14 protein-coding genes are annotated in these 18620 nt (G+C 61.3%); 4 read left to right on the forward strand and 10 right to left on the reverse strand.

Annotated elements, in window-relative coordinates:
• Window positions 1-17 precede the first annotated feature (17 nt).
• Window positions 18-1067, reverse strand: coding sequence for a rod shape-determining protein (locus JK202_RS06695; protein ID WP_011253257.1), 1050 nt, complete (start codon window positions 1065-1067; stop codon window positions 18-20).
• 296 nt (window positions 1068-1363) lie between these two features.
• Here JK202_RS06695 and JK202_RS06700 point away from each other — a divergent pair, with 296 nt between their 5' ends.
• On the forward strand, window positions 1364-1618 hold the full coding sequence (locus tag JK202_RS06700; RefSeq protein ID WP_211559457.1) for a YMGG-like glycine zipper-containing protein: 255 nt from the start codon (window positions 1364-1366) through the stop codon (window positions 1616-1618).
• Window positions 1619-1665: 47 nt separating this feature from the next.
• Complete coding sequence (locus JK202_RS06705; protein ID WP_211559459.1) at window positions 1666-2172, forward strand: hypothetical protein; 507 nt, start codon at window positions 1666-1668, stop codon at window positions 2170-2172.
• Window positions 2173-2197: 25 nt separating this feature from the next.
• Here the strand turns inward: JK202_RS06705 and JK202_RS06710 are convergent, their stop codons facing one another.
• The 3 genes from JK202_RS06710 to JK202_RS06720 form a co-directional block, all read right to left on the reverse strand.
• Window positions 2198-2965 carry a sulfite exporter TauE/SafE family protein gene (locus JK202_RS06710; RefSeq protein ID WP_211559461.1) on the reverse strand — a complete coding sequence of 256 codons (768 nt, stop codon included), beginning with the start codon at window positions 2963-2965 and terminating at the stop codon, window positions 2198-2200.
• 161 nt (window positions 2966-3126) lie between these two features.
• Window positions 3127-4698, reverse strand: coding sequence for a 2-isopropylmalate synthase (locus JK202_RS06715; RefSeq protein WP_211559463.1), 1572 nt, complete (start codon window positions 4696-4698; stop codon window positions 3127-3129).
• Window positions 4699-4906: 208 nt separating this feature from the next.
• Complete coding sequence (locus tag JK202_RS06720; protein ID WP_211559465.1) at window positions 4907-5731, reverse strand: N-acetylmuramoyl-L-alanine amidase; 825 nt, start codon at window positions 5729-5731, stop codon at window positions 4907-4909.
• A 556-nt stretch (window positions 5732-6287) separates the two neighbouring features.
• Between JK202_RS06720 and JK202_RS06725 the strand changes: the two genes are divergently transcribed.
• Window positions 6288-9101 (forward strand): Rne/Rng family ribonuclease, encoded by a 2814-nt coding sequence (locus tag JK202_RS06725; protein ID WP_211559467.1) that lies wholly within the window; start codon window positions 6288-6290, stop codon window positions 9099-9101.
• Window positions 9102-9183: 82 nt separating this feature from the next.
• On the opposite strand, the gene JK202_RS06730 is transcribed toward JK202_RS06725, so the two are convergent.
• Both JK202_RS06730 and xseA read right to left on the reverse strand, forming a co-directional pair.
• Complete coding sequence (locus tag JK202_RS06730; RefSeq protein ID WP_211559469.1) at window positions 9184-9543, reverse strand: hypothetical protein; 360 nt, start codon at window positions 9541-9543, stop codon at window positions 9184-9186.
• 32 nt (window positions 9544-9575) lie between these two features.
• Entirely contained in the window at window positions 9576-11129 is a 1554-nt protein-coding gene (xseA, locus tag JK202_RS06735; protein ID WP_211559471.1) for an exodeoxyribonuclease VII large subunit, read from the reverse strand.
• A 66-nt stretch (window positions 11130-11195) separates the two neighbouring features.
• On the opposite strand from xseA, the gene purD reads away from it, so the two are divergent.
• Window positions 11196-12425: a phosphoribosylamine--glycine ligase gene (purD, locus tag JK202_RS06740; RefSeq protein WP_211559472.1), complete on the forward strand. Its 1230-nt coding sequence runs from the start codon at window positions 11196-11198 to the stop codon at window positions 12423-12425.
• Between the two features lie 20 nt (window positions 12426-12445).
• Here the strand turns inward: purD and JK202_RS06745 are convergent, their stop codons facing one another.
• From JK202_RS06745 to polA, 4 genes are read right to left on the reverse strand one after another with little or no spacing between them, the layout of a single operon-like run.
• The gene (locus JK202_RS06745) at window positions 12446-13438 is read right to left on the reverse strand and encodes a hypothetical protein (protein ID WP_211559474.1); all 993 of its coding nucleotides are present in this window, start codon (window positions 13436-13438) and stop codon (window positions 12446-12448) included.
• A gap of 56 nt (window positions 13439-13494) precedes the next feature.
• Window positions 13495-15150 (reverse strand): ABC transporter substrate-binding protein, encoded by a 1656-nt coding sequence (locus JK202_RS06750; RefSeq protein WP_211559476.1) that lies wholly within the window; start codon window positions 15148-15150, stop codon window positions 13495-13497.
• On the reverse strand, window positions 15151-15759 hold the full coding sequence (locus tag JK202_RS06755) for an SCO family protein (RefSeq protein ID WP_211559478.1): 609 nt from the start codon (window positions 15757-15759) through the stop codon (window positions 15151-15153). It abuts the gene before it with no gap.
• Window positions 15760-15772: 13 nt separating this feature from the next.
• Window positions 15773-18607, reverse strand: a complete 2835-nt coding sequence (gene polA / locus JK202_RS06760; protein ID WP_211559480.1) for a DNA polymerase I — start codon at window positions 18605-18607, stop codon at window positions 15773-15775.
• Between the last annotated feature and the right edge of the window lie 13 nt (window positions 18608-18620).

Consider the following 18620-nt stretch of genomic DNA (forward strand, 5'->3'; position numbering starts at 1 on the left):
CCGGCGTTAGACAGTCCTCAGTACATGCTGCTCAGAACGCTGCGCAGACGACGCATTTCTTCAAGCGCCCGCCCTGTTCCAAGTGCCACGCAGGACAGGGCGTTCTCCGCGACCGTTACGGGCAGACCCGTATAGAGGCGCAGCACCTCGTCCAGACGGTACAGCAGCGCACCGCCACCGGACAGAACGATGCCCTTGTCCACAATGTCGGCCGCGAGTTCGGGCGGCGTGTTTTCAAGCGCGGTCGTCACGGCATCGACGATCTGCATGACCGGCTCGGCCAGGCTCTCGGCGATCTGGGCCTGGCTGACGATCACTTCGCGCGGCACGCCGTTAATGAGATCACGTCCTTTGATTTCCGTCAGCGGACCGTCCGGGTTTGCGGGATCATCCGGCATCATGGCCGAACCAAGCTCGATCTTGATGCGCTCTGCCGAGCTTTCGCCGACCAGCAGATTATAGGTCTTGCGGATATAGGAGATGATGGCTTCGTCCATCTTGTCCCCGCCCACGCGCGCCGAACGGGCATAGACGATACCGCCCAGCGAAATGACGGCCACTTCCGTCGTCCCGCCACCGATATCCACGATCATGCTGCCCGAAGGCTCCGTGACCGGGAGGCCAGCGCCGATGGCTGCCGCCATGGGCTCCTCGATCAGCATGACCTTACGCGCACCCGCACTCTCGGCACTTTCCTGAATTGCGCGACGTTCAACAGCCGTGGCGCCAGAAGGCACGCAGATGATGATCTGCGGGCTCGCGAAGGCGCGGCGGTTGTGAACCTTGCGGATGAAATGCTTGATCATTTCCTCCGCGACTTCAAAATCCGCGATCACACCGTCCCGCAGCGGACGGATAGCCGTGATGTTTCCCGGCGTACGGCCGACCATCTGCTTGGCTTCGTTCCCAACCGCAAGAACCTGCTTCTTGCCCCGCACCTCGGCGATCGCCACAACGGAAGGCTCATCGAGGACAATGCCACGACCCTTGACATAAACGAGCGTGTTGGCAGTGCCGAGGTCGATGGCCATGTCGGCAGACATGAGACCCAGCAGACGAGAAAACATCCAAAACTCCTGGCGCAGCTCTGTGCGGGGGACAGATAGCGGATCGTGATTGCGGGGCGGTTCCCCGCGGGTGGACTTAACCAGACACAGCAGGTTCAGCAAGGCCCGGAGAGTCAATATAATGCGCGTGGCGTTAACGGATCGTACAGATCCCATCGAGCGACATTGAAAAAAATAATTGTGCGCCCTGATCCTGCCACCCTTCTGTCACGTTGTGAGTGTCTAGAATTGTGAAATCGTTCCTTCCATGCCGATCACCGGACCGTGGTTCGGAACGCCAAACAGGATGTTTTGTCATGAAGACCTTCACAACACCGCGCTTTCTGGCAGCTCTGGCCCTCTGTGGCGTCGCTCTGACCGGCTGTGGCAGCCCCTATGACAGCGGCTCCCGTGCCGGGTCCGGTGCACTGATTGGTGCAGGCGGCGGTGCGGCAATCGGCGCATTGGCTGGTGGTGGCCATGGCGCGCTCATCGGTGCCCTTGCGGGAGGTGGCACAGGTGCGGCAGTTGGTGCGGCGACAACGCCCAACCGCCCACGTAACGGATATTGAGCTATAAGCAGCGCTCACTCCGTTAGAGACGATCAAGGATTCGGACTATGAGGACCGTTTTTTCCCATTCTGCCCTGCGCTGCACCGCGCTGGTCGGAGCATTCGCCACGGTTATGGCTCTGGGTGGATGCGAAGGGAATTATGACCCAGGCTCACGCGCACTGGGAGGCGGCCTGCTTGGCGGCGGAACCGGCGCTGCGATCGGTGCACTGGCTGGCGGTGGCCGCGGTGCGGCAATCGGCGCGCTGGCTGGCGGCGTTCTGGGTGCCGGCGCGGGTGCCGTGACCACTCCCAACCGCCCTGGCTATCAGAGTGGCTATGGCAACGGCCAGCAGCAGGGTTATTACAACAACCAGCAGGGCAGCTACCCGCAGCAGCAGGGTCAGTACATGCAGCCGCAGTATCAGTGCCCTCCCGGCACGACCTGCCAGCAGCCCCAGTACCAGTGCCCGCCTAATACGAACTGCCAGTATCCCCCCAATAGCGGGTATTCCCAGCAGGGCGGCTATCCGCAGCAGCAGCCCCAGAATTACCAGGGCGGATACGGCTACTAAGCCTCACCGCCCGGAACCATCAGCCTCAGATCATTCTCAGGCCGATGATCGCCAGGAGGATGCCCAGAAACCATCTCTGAGCATCTTCCGGCAGGCGTCCAGCCAGCAGCGTTCCGAGCAGAATGCCTGGGATGGACCCCATAAGCAGCTCCACCAGCACAACTGAATCGACGGCACCTTGCAGCCAATGTCCTCCACCAGCCAGAAGCGCCAGCGGAACGGCGTGGGCGATATCCGTCGCCACGAGCACCCGTGTGCTGACCCGGGGATACAGCACCGTCAGCGCAGCCATGCCGATGGCGCCCGCCCCTACTGATGAGAGTGTCACCAGCGTTCCCAGAACGATACCCAGCAGAACCGTCAGGGCATCGACCGTCTGCGGGCGCAGCGTCCCGGCATTGGTGGACCATTTCTGCAGCCAGGGCTTGAACAGGATCGCCGGCACCGTCAGCAGAAGGGCCACGCCCAGAACTTCCGTGATCAGCTTTGAGATGAACGGGCTCGGACCAAAATGTCGTAAGAAGATCAGGCACAACAGACCGGCGGGAAGACTACCAGCCATCTGAAGAAGAACGATTCTCCAACGTACAACGCCGTGATGACGGTTAAGCGCTGTTCCAAAGATCTTGGTAATGGCCGCGTAGAGCAGATCCGTGCCAACAGCCGATTGCGGTTTCACGCCAAAAAGCAGGATCAGCAACGGAGTCATCAGGGACCCACCACCGACCCCGGTCATTCCGACGAGGAAGCCAACCAGAAGCCCTGAAAGCGTATAGAGCCATGAATGCGGCATGACGGTCCCTTATTACTCAGATAAGGGAACCATAATGATCGTATTATGTTTGTCCACTGCTTATATATACTATATATTATGGTTGTTTTATTCTGTGCTAAAAAAATGGGCCTGCAGGTTCCCCACAGGCCCGTTTCCGAAAGTGTTCTGAACCTGACAGATCAGGACAGCGCTTCGGGCTCCGTCCGCTCACGCTTCGTCAACAGCTTGTTCAGCGCGTGAATATACGCACGAACAGCGGACACAACCGTATCGGCATCGGCGCCCTGCCCGTCCACGAGTTTGCCGTTTTCCTGCAGGCGCACCGTCGTGCGCGCCTGCGCGTCCGTGCCTTCGGTGACATTCGCCACCGAGAACAGCGCGAGTTCGGCCGTGTGCGGGAACGCTTCGCCAATAGCCCGGAACGCTGCATCAACGGGGCCGTTTCCGCTGACTTCTGCATACTGGATGGCACCGTCCACGCTGATTTCAAGCTTGGCGTGGGATTTCTGCTTCGTGCCGGATGCCAGTTCCAGCGAAATCAGATGAACACGCTCGTGATCGCGGCTCTCGTCATCGACGAGTGCACGGATATCGTCGTCGAACACAACCTTCTTGCTGTCGGCCAGATCCTTGAAACGCGCGAAAGCTGCGTTCAGGGCCTCATCTTCCAGCGGCGGATAACCGAGCTGCGCCAGCTTGTCACGGAACGCTGCGCGGCCTGAGTGCTTGCCCATGACCAGCGAGGTCTTGTTCCAGCCCACGCTCTCCGGCGTCATGATTTCGTAAGTCGCAGCGTTTTTCAGGATACCGTCCTGGTGGATGCCACTTTCATGCGCGAATGCATTGCGGCCGACGATCGCCTTGTTCGGCTGAACGTCGAAGCCCGTGATCGTCGCGAGCATGCGCGACATGCCCAGCAGCTTCGTCGTCTCGATACCGGTTGTCTTGCCGTACTGGTCATGACGGGTGCGCAGGGCCATGACGATTTCTTCAAGCGCCGCATTGCCAGCACGCTCGCCGATACCGTTGATGGTGCACTCGATCTGACGCGCGCCACCTTCGACGGAAGCGAGCGTGTTGGCGACGCCGAGCCCCAGATCATTATGGTTATGGGCGGAGAAAATCACCTGATCCGCACCCGGCACGCGCTCGCGCAGCATGGTGAAGATGGCGCGCATTTCTTCCGGCGTGGCGAAACCGACCGTGTCGGGGATGTTGATCGTGTTGGCGCCATTGCGGATCGCCATTTCCACGCAGCGGCACAGGAAGTCCGGATCGGTACGGGAGCCGTCCTCGGCCGACCATTCGACGTCATCCGTGAACTGACGGGCCTTCTGGTTGCCCGACGCAATGATTTCCAGAACCGTTTCCGGCTCCATCCGCAGCTTGTACTTCATGTGCAGCGGCGATGTGGAAATGAAGTTGTGAATGCGCGGACGCTCGGCCTTTTTCAGCGCTTCGCCACAGGATTCGATGTCGCGCTTGCCACCGCTGCGGGCCAGACCGCAGATCACCGATCCGCGGACATCTTCGGCAATGCGCCGGACACTCTCGAAATCGCCTTCTGAGGCAACGGGAAAACCGGCCTCGATCACGTCCACACCCAGATTGCTCAACGCATGGGCCATGCGGAGCTTCTCTTCGATGTTCATCGAAAAGCCGGGGGACTGTTCGCCGTCGCGCAGCGTGGTGTCGAAGATAATGACGCGGTCGTCGGCGATGGTGCCGAAGGACGGATGGTGGAAAGTCATGATTGCGATCGTCTCGTCTGGTTCAGGATGGTTTTCGGTCTGTTATCCCCTGAACGCAACGGAGCGCTGTCCGCCTTGGAAAGGCGTTCAGGGGCCGATAAGTCGAAGCGAGAGGATCGAAAGATACGTCATGGGTGGGTTAAATGACCGATTCTTGCGTCATGCGCAACCCGCATGACCGTGAAGTCTCTATTGCGAAACCCGCAGATCAGCCCGTCATGACACCCGAATGTGTCGCAAAATAGCGGTCTATGGCGGTTTTCATGGCACTGGCCACCTGCGTCCGATGCACGGCCTGACGCAGCGCCGCTTCATCGAGCCGGTTGGACATGAATCCCATCTCCACCAGAACCGACGGAATTTCGGACGACTTCAAAACCACGAACGCCGCATGGCGTGACGGATGGGTCAGCAGCCCGATCCTGTTGCGGAACGAACTGACGACGCTTGACGCCATATGTGCGGACCCCCGGCGCGTTTCTTCTGACACGAGACTGGCGAGGATCTGCTGCACGTCGGGAGACATGCCGTGAAAAGCCGGTCCCGCGAAACGATCGGCACTGTTTTCAGTCCGCGCGAGGGACGCCGTCTGCGCGTCAGAGGCGCCACCCGAAAGCGTATAGACGCTCGCGCCCCGCACATCCCTGTCATGCAGGGCATCGGCGTGCATCGAGATAAAGAGATGCGCCTGATGCCGCTGCGCCAGCTCAACGCGGCCTTCAAGCGGAATGAACCGGTCTTCGGAACGGGTCATGGCGACGCGGTACTGACCGGACGCAAGAAGCTGGCGGCTCAGTTCGGAAGCAGCAGCTTCGGCAATATGCTTTTCATAAGTACCTGAAATCCCTATGGCACCAGGGTCTTTTCCGCCATGTCCGGGGTCCAGCATGACAAGTGGCTTTGGAGGCGCGGCGCCCCGATGCACAGCAGGTGCAGACAGTTTTCCATGGAGCGGATGACGCGCAAATGCCGTCATGGGTGCCAGCAGCGGCAGTCCCGAGAGACCACTTACCAGTGTGCGTCGCGTCAGCATCCCTTGTTTCCCGGTCGCAGCGGTGAATGACGGGGTAAGCATACAACACGAAACCCTGTCAGGAACATGGCACAAAACCACCGGAAAACAGCGCACGAACAAATGAAAAGACACCGCGCTTGCCACGGAAGGCGGTTTCAGTCATCCTGCGCAACAGGGACCTGTAAAGTGCGGTCCGACCGGATCACGGGCTTAAACCTTTCCCGTACCGCTCCCGCCTTTTCCTGTCCTCACCACGACGTCCCGTCGTTTGACAGATGCGCGACTAGCCTTCCGCACCCTGTCCTGACCGGATCGAAGTGGTGATATGTAACTCCGGTACAGGCCAGACGCCCGTCCGGATCAGGTTTTTCATCCGGCTCCAGATTCTGGACCGGCCGTCTGTTCAGGGGACGAATGTCACTCAACGTGCTCGCAGCCAGTAACCTCAGCGCAACGGGACCCAACGTGTCCCGTCGCTGCGCGTTCGGACTGCGCCGTTCCCTCCACCCCACACAATCTGACGTTCCCCCCGGCCCAGGCAGCCATTATGGAGCGTCGTGGAGTTCAGTTTTCCATGACCAAGCGTATGCTCATCGACACCACACACGCGGAAGAAACGCGTGTTGTGGTCATGGATGGTGACCGCGTCGAAGATTACGACGTCGAGACATCGACCAAGAAGCAGCTCAAGGGCAACATCTATCTTGCCAAGGTCATTCGCGTAGAGCCGAGCCTTCAGGCCGCTTTCGTCGAATATGGTGGCAACCGCCACGGCTTCCTCGCCTTCAGCGAAATCCATCCCGACTATTTCCAGATCCCTGTCGCAGACCGCGAAAAGCTTATCGCGCTCCAGGAAGAGGAAATTGCCGAGCGCGGCGATGCCGGCGATGATGCCGAGACCGAAACGGTCGCTGAAGACGCATCCGACAGCGAAGACGGTGACAACCATGACCGTCGCGCACCCGAGACCGTTGGCGGCGAGCACGACACGGGCGAAGAAAGCGCGTCGTCGCGTCGCACGGCCCGTTTTCTGCGCAACTACAAGATCCAGGAAGTCATCCGCCGCCGTCAGGTGCTGCTGGTGCAGGTCGTCAAGGAAGAGCGCGGCAACAAGGGCGCGGCCCTGACAACCTATGTCTCCCTTGCCGGTCGCTACTGCGTCCTGATGCCGAACGCCCTGCGTGGCGGTGGCGTTTCGCGCAAGATCACGTCCGATGCCGACCGCCGCCGTCTGCGCGACGTCATTGCAGAGCTGGACCTGCCGAAATCCATGGCGATGATCGTCCGGACAGCCGGTGCCGGTCGCCCGGCTCAGGAAGTCACGCGCGACTGCGAATATCTGCTCCAGCTCTGGGACGATATCCGCTCGCACGCCCTGTCTTCGGTCGCGCCGACGCTGGTCTATGAGGAAGCAAGCCTCATCAAGCGCGTTATCCGTGACCTGTATTCCAAGGACATCGAAGACATCCTCGTGGATGGCGAAGCCGCCTGGAAGAGCGCGCGCGAGTTCATGCGCCTGCTGATGCCGAGCAACGCCAACAAGGTGAAGCTCTGGCAGAACCGCGGCCAGAGCCTGTTTGCGCGCTACAATGTCGAAGGCCATCTGGACGCGATGTTCTCGCCCACGGCCCGTCTGCCGTCAGGTGGCTATCTGGTCATCAACCAGACCGAAGCCCTCGTCGCCATCGACGTGAACTCCGGCAAGTCCACCTCCCAGCGCAACATCGAGGAAACGGCCCTGCGCACGAACCTCGAAGCTGCCGAGGAAGTGGGCCGCCAGCTTCGTCTGCGCGATCTGGCCGGTCTGGTCGTGATCGATTTCATCGACATGGAAAGCCGCCGCCACAACGCACAGGTGGAAAAGCGCCTCAAGGAAGCCCTGCGCTCCGACCGCGCACGCATCCAGGTCGGGCATATTTCCCATTTCGGCCTGCTGGAGATGTCCCGCCAGCGCCTGCGTCCGTCCATTGCGGAATCCGTCCTGACGCCCTGCCCGCACTGTCAGGGCACCGGCTTCATCCGTGGAACGGAAAGCTCGGCCCTGCATGTCCTGCGCGCCATCGACGAGGAAGGCGCACGTCAGCGTTCGGCTGAAATCGAAGTGCATGTGGGCTCGGAAATTGCGCTCTACATCCTCAACCACAAGCGCTCCTGGCTGGCGGATATCGAACGCCATCACCGCATGCAGGTGATTTTCCGCACGGAAGAAAACCTGGCTGCGGCTGACATGCGCATCGAGCGCCTTCAGGCCCAGACCCCGGCTCCTGCACAGGTCCGCGCTCCGGAACGCGCTGTCGAACGTGCTCCCGAGCATGTCCGGACGATTGAGATCATCGAAGAACAGGCTCCTGTCGCCCTGCGCACGGAAACGCCTGTTGTCGATGCCGAGATCATCGAGGACGTGGCAACCTCCGAAAGCGACGAGGAAAGCAATGGCGGCCGTCGCCGTCGCCGTCGTCGCCGTCGTGGTGGCCGTCGTGAGCAGAACGGTGACGTTACGGCTACGGATAACGGTCAGGAGCAGGATGCTCCGACGGCTGAAACCCGCGAGATCGCAGCACCCGAAGGCGCAGATGAGAACGGGATCATCCCGGGCCGTCGCCGGACCCGCTTCAAGCGTGTCGTCAAGGAGAATGAAGGCTCCGAGACAGCCGCTGCCGAACCCGTGTCCGAGGCCCGTGACGTGGCCCCGGCCCGTCCGACTCAGACCCCGCGTCCGAGTGCTCCGGCACAGCCCCCCCGCAACCCGCGACGTCGTGAAGAGCGCGAGGAGCGTCCGGCTCCGCGTCGTTACACGGGTCCGACGCCGGCTGATCCGTTTGGTGGCAGCTTCGACATCTTCGACGTGATCGAGCAGGCCGAGTTTGAAGGGACGACACAGGCCCTTCAGACTGGAATCAGCGCCCCCACGGAAGTCGTGATCGAGCATATCCCGGCTGCTGAAACGACCATCGTCGTGGAAGAACCTGTGGCGGAGGAGGCTCCCAAGCCCCGTCGGGGTCGTGGACGTCGTCCGGCCCGCGCCAAGGCTGTGGAGGCCGCTCCAGCCGAGACGGTTACAGCTGAAGCCCCTGTGGCCGACGCAGCACCGGCAGCGGAAGAGCCTGTGGCCGAAGAGGCTCCCAAGCCCCGTCGGACTCGGACGCGCCGCGCACCGAAGGCACAGGCCGTCGAGGCTGAAGCTCCGGCTGAGCCCGTGGCAGACGTCGCTCCGGCTCCGGCAGAGGTCGCATCCGAAGAGGCCGTCAAGCCAAAGCGCATCCGCGCCCGTCGCGCTCCGAAGGCCAAGCCTGTCGAAGCTGCAACGGAAGAGGGCAATGTCCTTCAGCCGGTGAACATTGATGAAGTCGCGCCGGCGAAGCGTCGTGCTGGCTGGTGGAAGCGCTGATCTTTCAGCGTCTTCGCCGAACATGAAAAAGGCCGGTCGGGATATCCCGACCGGCCTTTTCCTTTAGTACGAAATAAGCTTTCTAGCGGCAGACGCTCTGTGCGCCGGTTGCCGCAATATAGGTCCCGGTCAGCGGCTGGAAACAGGCATTGCGCGGGCAGGAACTCGTGCTGGCCACACCCTGCGGGTAGAGCGCTGCACCTGCCTGAGCCTGCTCCTGAAGCGCCGTACCGCAAAGCGGTGTGTTCAGCGGTGCGGACGGATCATTGAACAGCTTTTTCTTGCCATCCTCTGGCGCTTCCTCTGCCAGACCCGGAGCAAAATCCTGCGGCGGGATTCTGGCCTGCGTTGCAGAAGCGGCAGGATGCGCAGGAGCCGTTGGCTGCTGGGCGCAAGCTGCCAGCAGCGGCAGGGCAACAAGACTCAACCAGAACGAACGCATGCAGACTCCGGATCACAGATCAGATGGAAAGATTACAGTCCAAGATCGCCCTGCGGCGACAGACTGTCCAGTCTTGCCCCACGATCCCCGTTCGCGAAAGACAGAACGACGCGATCGGCAACAGGGCGGGCCTCCGCACTCGTAACGGGCTGTCCGTTCTCATCCTGCACGAGGACATAGCCCCGGCTAAGAATGGCGCGGGGAGAGACAGCTTCAAGATGGCTACCAAGTCCCTGAAGCCGGGCCTGCTGGAGACGGATGGCGCTTCTGAGAACATCCGACGACAGGCGCTGGCGCTCGGTTCGGAGCTGAAAAGTCTGGAGCGAGCGCTGCCAGGCCGTATCCAGCCCACCCGACACGCTCCGAAGGGCAGCGCGACGGCGTTCGATCAGCAGTTCCGGGCTGGGCAGATGGGTCGTGGGTGCCGTCAGGCGCGCGCGGGCGCGGCTGACGAGAACTTCGGGCGCGGGCAGACGCAGGGCCTGCAATCGCGTCCGGCTGCGTCCGATCAGAAGCTCCGGCGATGGAAGGTGCATCCCCGGCGCGTCGAGCCGGTTGCGGATACGCATGAGGAAGGACGGGAGTGCCAGATCGAGACGCTGTCCACGATCATCCAGCCGCATCCGGGCGGAATCGAGCAGTCCCGGCAGGTCCGGCAGACGGGCGGCGGCCTGATCCAGTCTTGCCCGCGCCGTCTGGATGATGCGGGTAAGCGCACCCGTCAGGCGCGCATTGCGATGCGCCATGTCCGCGACCATTTCCGACCGCAGGGGCACGGCCATTTCGGCCGCAGCAGTCGGTGTGGGCGCGCGACGGTCCGAGACGAGATCGATCAGCGTGGTGTCAGTTTCATGGCCGACCGCCGAAATGACCGGGACGGGACATGCTGCAACGGCGCGCAGGACGCGTTCGTCGTTGAAGGCCATCAGATCTTCGAGAGAGCCACCACCACGCGCGACGATCAGAATATCCGGCGTGCGCGGGCGGCGGACGGACATGCCTTCGATGGCAGCGGCAATCTGGGCTGCCGCGCCCTCTCCCTGCACCGGAACCGGCCAGAGCAGGACGTCACGCGGGAAACGGCGGCTGATCGTCGTGATGATATCGTGCAGCACCGCGCCGGAACGCGACGTGATGACACCCACGAGGGACGGCAGGAACGGAATGGCTTTCTTGCGCTCGGGGTCGAACAGCCCTTCTTCGAGCAGCTTGCGGCGCAGGCGCTCGATATTTGCAAGCAAAGCCCCCTCGCCCGCGAACTCCATGCGGTCAATGACAAGCTGGTAGCTGGAGCGTTCGCCATAGGCCGAGACGCGGCCGGTTGCGATGACTTCATTGCCGTTCTCGGGCGCCATGCCGAGACGCGAGACGCTTCCGCGCCAGATCACACCGGCGATCTTGCCGCCTTCATCCTTGAGCGACAGATAGATATGGCCGGACGGATAGCGCTTGAGTTCCGTGATCTCACCACGCACGCGGACACGGCCGAATCCGCTCTCCAGCGTGCGTTTGATCGCCCCGGAAATTTCGGAAACCGAATATTGCGGAACATTCCCGCGGATCGATGCGCCATCACTCTCCATCATGGCATCAGTCTATGCTACGCACGCCGTCAAACGAAGCCCACGATTGCATAATAAAGGATAAGCGGAATGCGCGTTTTGCTGGTCGGGTCCGGAGGGCGTGAACATGCCCTGGCTACATGTCTTGCGCGCTCGCCGAGCCTGACCGCCCTGTATGCCGCCCCCGGCAATCCGGGAATGGCCGCGGTTGCAACTCTCGTTCCGCTGAAAGCCGACGACGTTGCCGGGCTGGTGCAGTTCGCACAGGATCAGAAGATTGATCTGATTGTCCCCGGTCCCGAAGCGCCGCTGGTGGCCGGTCTGGCGGATGTCTGCGCTGAAGCGGGCATTCCGTGCGCGGGTCCGACGAAGGCTGCGGCCCTGCTGGAAGGCAGCAAGGCGTTCACGAAGGACGTAGCGGACGCCGCTGGCATTCCGACGGCACGCTGGGAGCAGTTCGAGGACGAAGCGCCTGCCATCGAGTTCGTGCGTCGTCGAGGTGCACCGATCGTCATCAAGGCGGACGGTCTGGCTGGCGGCAAGGGCGTGGTTGTCGCCCAGAGCGTTGAGGAGGCCGAGAACGCCATCCGTCAGCTCGGTATGCCGCTTGTGATCGAGGAATGTCTGGTGGGCGAGGAAGTCTCGCTCTTCGCCTTCTGCTCGGACGACAAGGCCGTGCTTATCGGTGCGGCCCGCGATCACAAGCGCCTCGGCGATGGCGATACCGGCCCAAATACCGGTGGCATGGGTGCGATTTCCCCGCCCCCCGCTTTCGGGCGCGAGATGCAGGAAAAGGCGCTCGACATCATGGTGCGCCCCATGCTGGCGGAGATGGTCCGTCGTGGCACGCCGTTTCGGGGTGTGATCTTCGCCGGGCTGATGCTGACGACCGAAGGGCCGAAGCTGATCGAATACAATGTCCGCTTCGGCGATCCGGAAGCCCAGGCCCTGCTGATCCGGCTGAAATCGGACCTGCTGCCGATCCTCGCGGCACTGGCGCAGGGCAGTCTGGACCATGCGGCCGCAGAGTTTTCCGACGAACACTCAATCTCGCTGGTGCTGGCCGCGAACGGCTATCCGGACGCCCCGAAAAAGGGTGGCCGGATCAGCGGGATCGAGCGCGCCGAAGCTGTTCCGGGGGTCTCGGTCTTTCATGCAGGAACAAAGCTGATCGACGGCGTTCTGGTTGCCGATGGCGGGCGTGTGCTGACGGTCTGCGCCAAGGCGGCAACGCCGGAAGAGGCCCGCAAGCTGGCCTATGAAGGCGCATCCGCAATCCAGTGGGAAGATAAAATCTTCCGTAACGATATCGGGCTGTAAGATCGGACAGGGGCAAGCTGTCAGTTGATCGTTCCGGATTTCTGGGAGACAGCCGTTTGCCCCTGATGGCTTTCATCGAAATGTAGGTGATGCCCTGCTTCCAGTGGCCTGCTCTCTTCAGGCAAAACAAAAACCTGAGCATTCTGCCGGTCGATCAGGACCGCAGAATGCTCGAAAAACGGCAGGCCAAAAGCCCCCTTTTCAAGAGACGACTGAAACAGGACGCTGAACGCGGGCAAGGCATGGCTGCCAATGTTCATATCCGTTACGGCATGTCGGCGCCCCACCGAAATGCCGACATAGCGTGTGGTCACGATGGGGTCCTGACGCAGGTCTTCGGGCGTCACCCCAGCGTCACTGGCCCAGGATTGGGGCATGACAGTTTCCGAAAGATCCGGGTCCAGAGCCATTTCCCGGCTGTGATGACCGATCGTGACAGCCATGCGTCCATCCGCAGACACATCGCTTCCATAGGCAGCCGAGCCCATGAGCCTCACAGGGGCCGTGCGACAGGCTGCCGTACGTCTGAAGCGCAGTAACGCGATTTTCCGGTGTGGGACGTCCAGCAGGATTGATGTCGTGTCAAACACGTCTCCACCCAGCCCCAGCATTCCGATGATCGGCAAACCGTTGATCTGGTGTCGGGCGGGTCCTTCCAGAAGGTTGGCGAGCACGCCGTGAAGATTGAGTTCTCCGAGCTGAAGATCTTCCAGTCCGGTTCGGGATGTCACGATCAGCTCCCCATTCTGCGCCATCAGGGGCGCATCCCCGCCTCGTGGGAACCAGAGGTCCGCCGTGTCATGCACGAGAATGCGGGAAAAAGCCGGGCTGACGTAGAACGCTGCCTTCTCGCCGTTAACGAGGGCTTCAATGAGTGGGGAGTCACCGTGCCCCCCAAGTAAAGGAAGCACGATGGAGGCCACAATACAGTCGGAGACATCCCTGTCCTGCGCCCAGACAGATACAGGGTGCAGCACGAGCGCCAAAACCGCTATCCAAAAAACTGTTCTCATGCCCATTCCTTTCCTGAGAAGAAAGGAAAGCACAAATACTGCTATCTCCTCAGACTTTATTGTACCCACACGTGAGAAAACACCATGTGGTTCAACAGCGTCGAGTAATAGTTGCCGAGCCGTTTTGAGACGAAATCGACGGTGCGCATCTGGATCATGGGCGCGCCGGGCATCTGCTTCATAATGGCACGTCCGGCATCCTGCCATATTGGGGCAGCTTTTGCGGGGTCAGTCTGCGCCATGGCCTGACCAAACAGGGACTGGACGTGCTGGTCGCAGAAGCCGGTGAAGTTCGGTGAAACGGCCGAATTCGGATGGTAATTGTCACAGCCAAAAAGGTCGTCGAGAAATGTCGAGGCAGATGGGTAATCTGCGAACCAGTAAGCCAGCGCAATCTGAACATGATTGGCGCTGTTCTGCTCGTAGGGCTCCGCAAGGCCAGCTGTAATCGGACGCAGTTGTGCGTTCAGCCCTATGGATTGGAGGGCGTTGCGCAGATAAGTCCCCATACCGAGTTCCATGGCGCGGTTGGGAACAACCAGTGTTACGGATGCACCCTCGGCCCCGGCCTCATGGATAAGCCGACGCGCACCCTCTATATCCTGCGGACAGTCCATTCCCAGATCAGCGCCCGGAATGCCGTGCGGCACCATCTGGCACAAGGGCTCGGAAATCGCGTTGCCACCGAACAGGATGGTCATGGCATGCCGGTTGACGGCCATGCTGACAGCCCGACGCACCCGCACATCCGTGAACGGCTTTTCATGGATGTTCATCGCCAGATAATACAGGCCCAGCAGCGTATTGATGTGCACCTGGGACGTATATTGCGCGCCCAGTTCACCCAGACGGTCTGCTGGCTTGGCGTCCAGCATCCAGTCATACCGGCCCTGCTCAACGGCTGTGACCTGCGCTTCGTCCGAGAGGCCGAAATCATATTCGATCCGGTCCACGAAACCATCTGTCTGGGCCTGCGGGTTCCAGATGTGGAAATAAGGGTTTCGCTCCAGCACCATCCCATGCCCCGGATCATACTGGGTGATGCGATACGGGCCTGTCCCCGGAGCGGTTGTTCCACCAAGGTCGTGAGGCGGGATGGAGGCAGGCAGGATCACGGCGTGGGGAAACGCGAGTTCGTAGAGAAATTCGCCATCCGGTTTCGTCAGATGAAAGACGATTTCGCCAGTTTCAGGGTGTCCTTCAACACCGGGAAGCGTACAGCGGTCAGGCTTTTCCAGACAATCTTTCGCGCCTTCGATGCCGCCGTAGAACGACGCTGCGGTCGGGCTGCCCGCGCGATAGATGCGACGGAAAGACGCCACCACATCCTCGACCCGTACGGGAGAGCCGTCTGAAAAATGCAGCCCAGGCCGCAGATGCAGGCGCCATGTCAGACCATCCGGACTGATCTGGGGCATGGCATCAGCGAGGTCCGGCACAACCTCCAGCCCCGCCGTTCCCGGCACCATACGAAACGTCAGCAGCGGATCATACATGTTGAGGAACACCTGAATGTACTGGGTTCCGTAGTTGATCTGCGGGTCCAGCGTGCCGCCGGGACCATCGGCCGTCAGGTGCAGCGTGCCGCCACGATGGGGACTACCGAGCGTGACGCCGTTCCAGTCAGGCGGTGTCTGCTCCTGCGCGCGGGCCTGAGAGAGACCCAGCCCCAGAAACAGACCCGCAGCGAAAAGCGCAGCCCCCCGCGTCATTCAGCGCTTCGCAAGTTCGCGCAGACGCGCGATCAGGGCGTCCGCATTTCCATCAGCCGGGATGGTGCCGGCATAACGCGCATTCGGGTCCATAATGACGATCTGCGGCGCGGGGACAAAGTGATCCCCCTCCTTCTGGAGCGGCGCATGATATTCGGCCGTCATGGCCTTGATCATGTTCGGTGTTCCGGTGAAGGGCATGACATGGGGGGCGACGGGAATGACGTATTCCCTCAGCGCATCAGTCTCGTCGAACGGGTTGAGGGACACAGCAAGCGGCGAAATGCGGATGCCTTCTGCCCGCAGCTTCACCAGAGCCTGATCCATGCTCTTCAGAACAGGCTGGCATTTGTCCTCGGGGCAGTTGGCGTCGAAGAACCAGACCAGCATCCAAGTGTTGTGGAAATCGCCTTCGGTGACGGTGCTTTCGCCCAGCGAGTCCAGACGGAAGCTGCCGCCGACCTCATTGCCGTTGGACTGAACCAGAAGGCCAGGCCCGCCATTGGACGCAAGATGGAAGCCGACATATCCCAGAACGGCCGCCACAGCGAGCACGCTCCAGATGATGCGATTGCCGACCCGCTTGCGGCGTTCGTGATTGGTCTGCATGACCTTCCTGTCTTTAATGTGCGTCAGCCCAGCTTGGGCCGATACCGGTTTCTACTTCAAGGGCCACGTCGAGTGTGGCGGCCCCTTCCATTTCCATGCGAACGAACTCCGCCAGGGCCTTTGCGTCCTGCTCTTCAACTTCGAAGAGCAGTTCATCGTGCACCTGAAGAACCATTTTCGCCTTCAGCCCAGTGGCTGGCAGACGCCGCGCCAGATGGACCATCGCGCGCTTGATGATGTCCGCCGCACCGCCCTGAAGCGGGGCGTTGATGGCCTGACGTTCCGCATAGGCGCGACGGGCACCGTTCTTCTCGGTGATGCCCGGCACATAGCAGCGACGCCCGAACGGTGTCGTGACATAGCCATGCTTCTTCGCCTCTTCCTTGGTCCGCTCCATATAGGCGCGGATGCCAGGATAGCGGGCGAAATAGGCGTCGATATAGGACCGTGCCTCGCCCGGCGAAATCTGGAGCTGCTGCGCCAGACCGAAGGCCGAAATGCCGTAAATGATACCGAAATTGATGGCCTTGGCCCGGCGACGGGTCAGGGGGTCCATGCCTTCGAGCGGAATACCGAACACTTCGGACGCCGTGCGCGCATGAATGTCCTGCCCAAGACGGAACGCCTCAAGCAAAGGTTCGATCTTCGCGACATGGGCCAGAAGACGCAGTTCGATCTGGCTGTAATCCGCCGAGAGCAGAACACATCCGGGAGCCGCCACGAACGCCTTGCGGATGCGCGCGCCTTCTTCGGTGCGGATGGGGATGTTCTGAAGGTTCGGCTCGTTGGAAGACAGACGGCCCGTCGTGGTGATGGCCATCTGGAAGGACGTATGAACCCGCTGCGTGTCCTGATCCATCTGCTGAACCAGCGCATCGGCATAGGTCGATTTCAGCTTGGCCAGCTGACGCCAGTCCAGAATTTTCCGCGGCAGGTCATGCCCCTGCTCGGCCAGCGTTTCCAGCACGCCGGAATCCGTGCCCCAGCTTCCGCTTTTCGTCCGCTTGCCGCCTGGCAGGCCCATTTCGTCGAACAGGATCTCACCGAGCTGCTTGGGGGAGCCGACATTGAAAGTCCGTCCCACCTGTTCGTGGATTTCCTGCTCGATCGTGCCCATGCGCTCGGCAAAATCGACGGACATGCGACGCAGTTCGGTGGCGTCCACCTTGATGCCGGCATCCTCCATATCCGTCAGGATCTGGATCAACGGGCGCTCGATTTCCTCATATAATGCCAGAGCCTGACGGGTCCGCAACTGCGGACGCAGCACCTGCCACAGACGCAGCGTCACGTCCGCATCCTCGGCGGCATATGCGGTCGCTACATCGATTGCGACCTGCGCGAACGGGATGCGCTTGCGGCCCGTCCCCGTCACAGAATCATAGGGGACAGGCGTGTGCCCCAGATGCAGTTCCGACAGCTCATCCATGCCCTGACCGTGCTCAGCGGCGGACTGGGCGTAGGAAATCAGCATCGTGTCGTCGATGGGCGTGATCTCAGGAACACCTGCGCCGCGAAAGACGGTCAGATCGTATTTCGCGTTCTGGAATACTTTCAGGACGGACGCATCGCGCAGCAACGGCCCCAAACGCTCCAGCGCCTCGGCACGGTCAAGCTGGCGGCTGGCAGGCTCATCTACTGGAGCCTCTTCCAGAAGATCGCGCGTCACTTCATGCAGGAACGGCACATAACAGGCCTTCCCCGGCGCGACCGATAGCGACAGCCCGACCATATTGGCCTGCCGCGCATTGAGACTGTCCGTCTCGGTATCGACGGCCACCACACCTGCGACACGCGCATCCGCAATCCAGCGGTCCAGCGCCTCCAGATCCGTCACGGTCTCGTAGGGACCATAAGCTGCATCGGGGATCGCGACTGTCACAGCCTCGTCCCGTTCCGCCGCCTTCTCCTCGGGCCGGACGATCTGACGCGTGAACGGACGCGGCTTTGCGGCCAGACCTAGCCCCATGCGCTGGATGGTGGAGTGGAACCCCATCTCCTCAAGCCAGTCCCGCAGCGTCTCACGGACAGGCTCGCGGCAACCCAGTTCGCTGATCGGTTGCGGCATGGGCGCGTTGTCGTCCAGCAGAACCAGCTTGCGGGACATGCGTGCGGCCTCGGCATGTTCGATCAGGTTATCCCGCCGCTTGGACGCCTTCATGCTTGGTGCGGCGGCGAGGATCTGCTCCAGCGTGCCGTATTCGTTGACGAGCTGCGCGGCACCCTTCGGACCAATACCGGGAACGCCGGGCACATTGTCCGTCGAATCCCCCATCAGCGCCTGCACGTCCACAACCTGATCAGGACGGACGCCGAACTTGGCTTCAACCTCGGCCTCACGGATCGGCTTCTGCTTCATCGGGTCCATCAGCTCAACGCCGGGACGCACGAGCTGCATCAGATCCTTGTCAGACGAAATGATGGTGCAGCAGCCGCCGTCTTCCACGACCGCTTTCGCATAGGCTGCAAGAAGATCATCCGCTTCCCAGCCTGCAAGCTCGATCGACGGCACGTTGAAGGCCGCCGTGGCATCGCGGATCAGACCGAACTGTGGGCGCAGGTCTTCAGGTGGCTCGGGACGATGCGCCTTGTACTGCGGGTAAATTTCATTACGGAACGTCACGCGACCGGCATCGAAAATTACGGCCAGATGCGTTCCCACATGATCCCGCAGCAGCCGCGTCAGCATGTTCGTAAAGCCATAAACCGCGTTGACTGGCACGCCTTCAGGGCTGCTCATCGGCGGCAGGGCATGGAACGCACGGAAGATGAAACCAGACCCGTCGATCAGTACCAGATGAGGCTTTCCCGAATCAGGCTTTTCCAGATCAGGTTTTTCTGACGGCACGAATGTCTCCCTT

The sequence above is a fragment of the Gluconobacter sp. Dm-62 genome (genome assembly GCF_018256155.1).
In the GTDB taxonomy this organism is placed as follows: domain Bacteria; phylum Pseudomonadota; class Alphaproteobacteria; order Acetobacterales; family Acetobacteraceae; genus Gluconobacter.

What these genes read in the sequence shown, in the direction of transcription:
- JK202_RS06715 (WP_211559463.1), bottom strand. Translation starts at nt 4,698, where the DNA reads ATGACTTTCCACCATCCGTCCTTCGGCACCATCGCCGACGACCGCGTC.
- JK202_RS06750 (WP_211559476.1), bottom strand. Translation starts at nt 15,150, where the DNA reads ATGACGCGGGGGGCTGCGCTTTTCGCTGCGGGTCTGTTTCTGGGGCTG.
- xseA (WP_211559471.1), bottom strand. Translation starts at nt 11,129, where the DNA reads ATGATGGAGAGTGATGGCGCATCGATCCGCGGGAATGTTCCGCAATAT.
- JK202_RS06720 (WP_211559465.1), bottom strand. Translation starts at nt 5,731, where the DNA reads ATGCTGACGCGACGCACACTGGTAAGTGGTCTCTCGGGACTGCCGCTG.
- JK202_RS06710 (WP_211559461.1), bottom strand. Translation starts at nt 2,965, where the DNA reads ATGCCGCATTCATGGCTCTATACGCTTTCAGGGCTTCTGGTTGGCTTC.
- JK202_RS06745 (WP_211559474.1), bottom strand. Translation starts at nt 13,438, where the DNA reads ATGAGAACAGTTTTTTGGATAGCGGTTTTGGCGCTCGTGCTGCACCCT.
- JK202_RS06700 (WP_211559457.1), top strand. Translation starts at nt 1,364, where the DNA reads ATGAAGACCTTCACAACACCGCGCTTTCTGGCAGCTCTGGCCCTCTGT.
- JK202_RS06725 (WP_211559467.1), top strand. Translation starts at nt 6,288, where the DNA reads ATGACCAAGCGTATGCTCATCGACACCACACACGCGGAAGAAACGCGT.
- purD (WP_211559472.1), top strand. Translation starts at nt 11,196, where the DNA reads ATGCGCGTTTTGCTGGTCGGGTCCGGAGGGCGTGAACATGCCCTGGCT.
- JK202_RS06730 (WP_211559469.1), bottom strand. Translation starts at nt 9,543, where the DNA reads ATGCGTTCGTTCTGGTTGAGTCTTGTTGCCCTGCCGCTGCTGGCAGCT.
- JK202_RS06695 (WP_011253257.1), bottom strand. Translation starts at nt 1,067, where the DNA reads ATGTTTTCTCGTCTGCTGGGTCTCATGTCTGCCGACATGGCCATCGAC.
- JK202_RS06755 (WP_211559478.1), bottom strand. Translation starts at nt 15,759, where the DNA reads ATGCAGACCAATCACGAACGCCGCAAGCGGGTCGGCAATCGCATCATC.
- JK202_RS06705 (WP_211559459.1), top strand. Translation starts at nt 1,666, where the DNA reads ATGAGGACCGTTTTTTCCCATTCTGCCCTGCGCTGCACCGCGCTGGTC.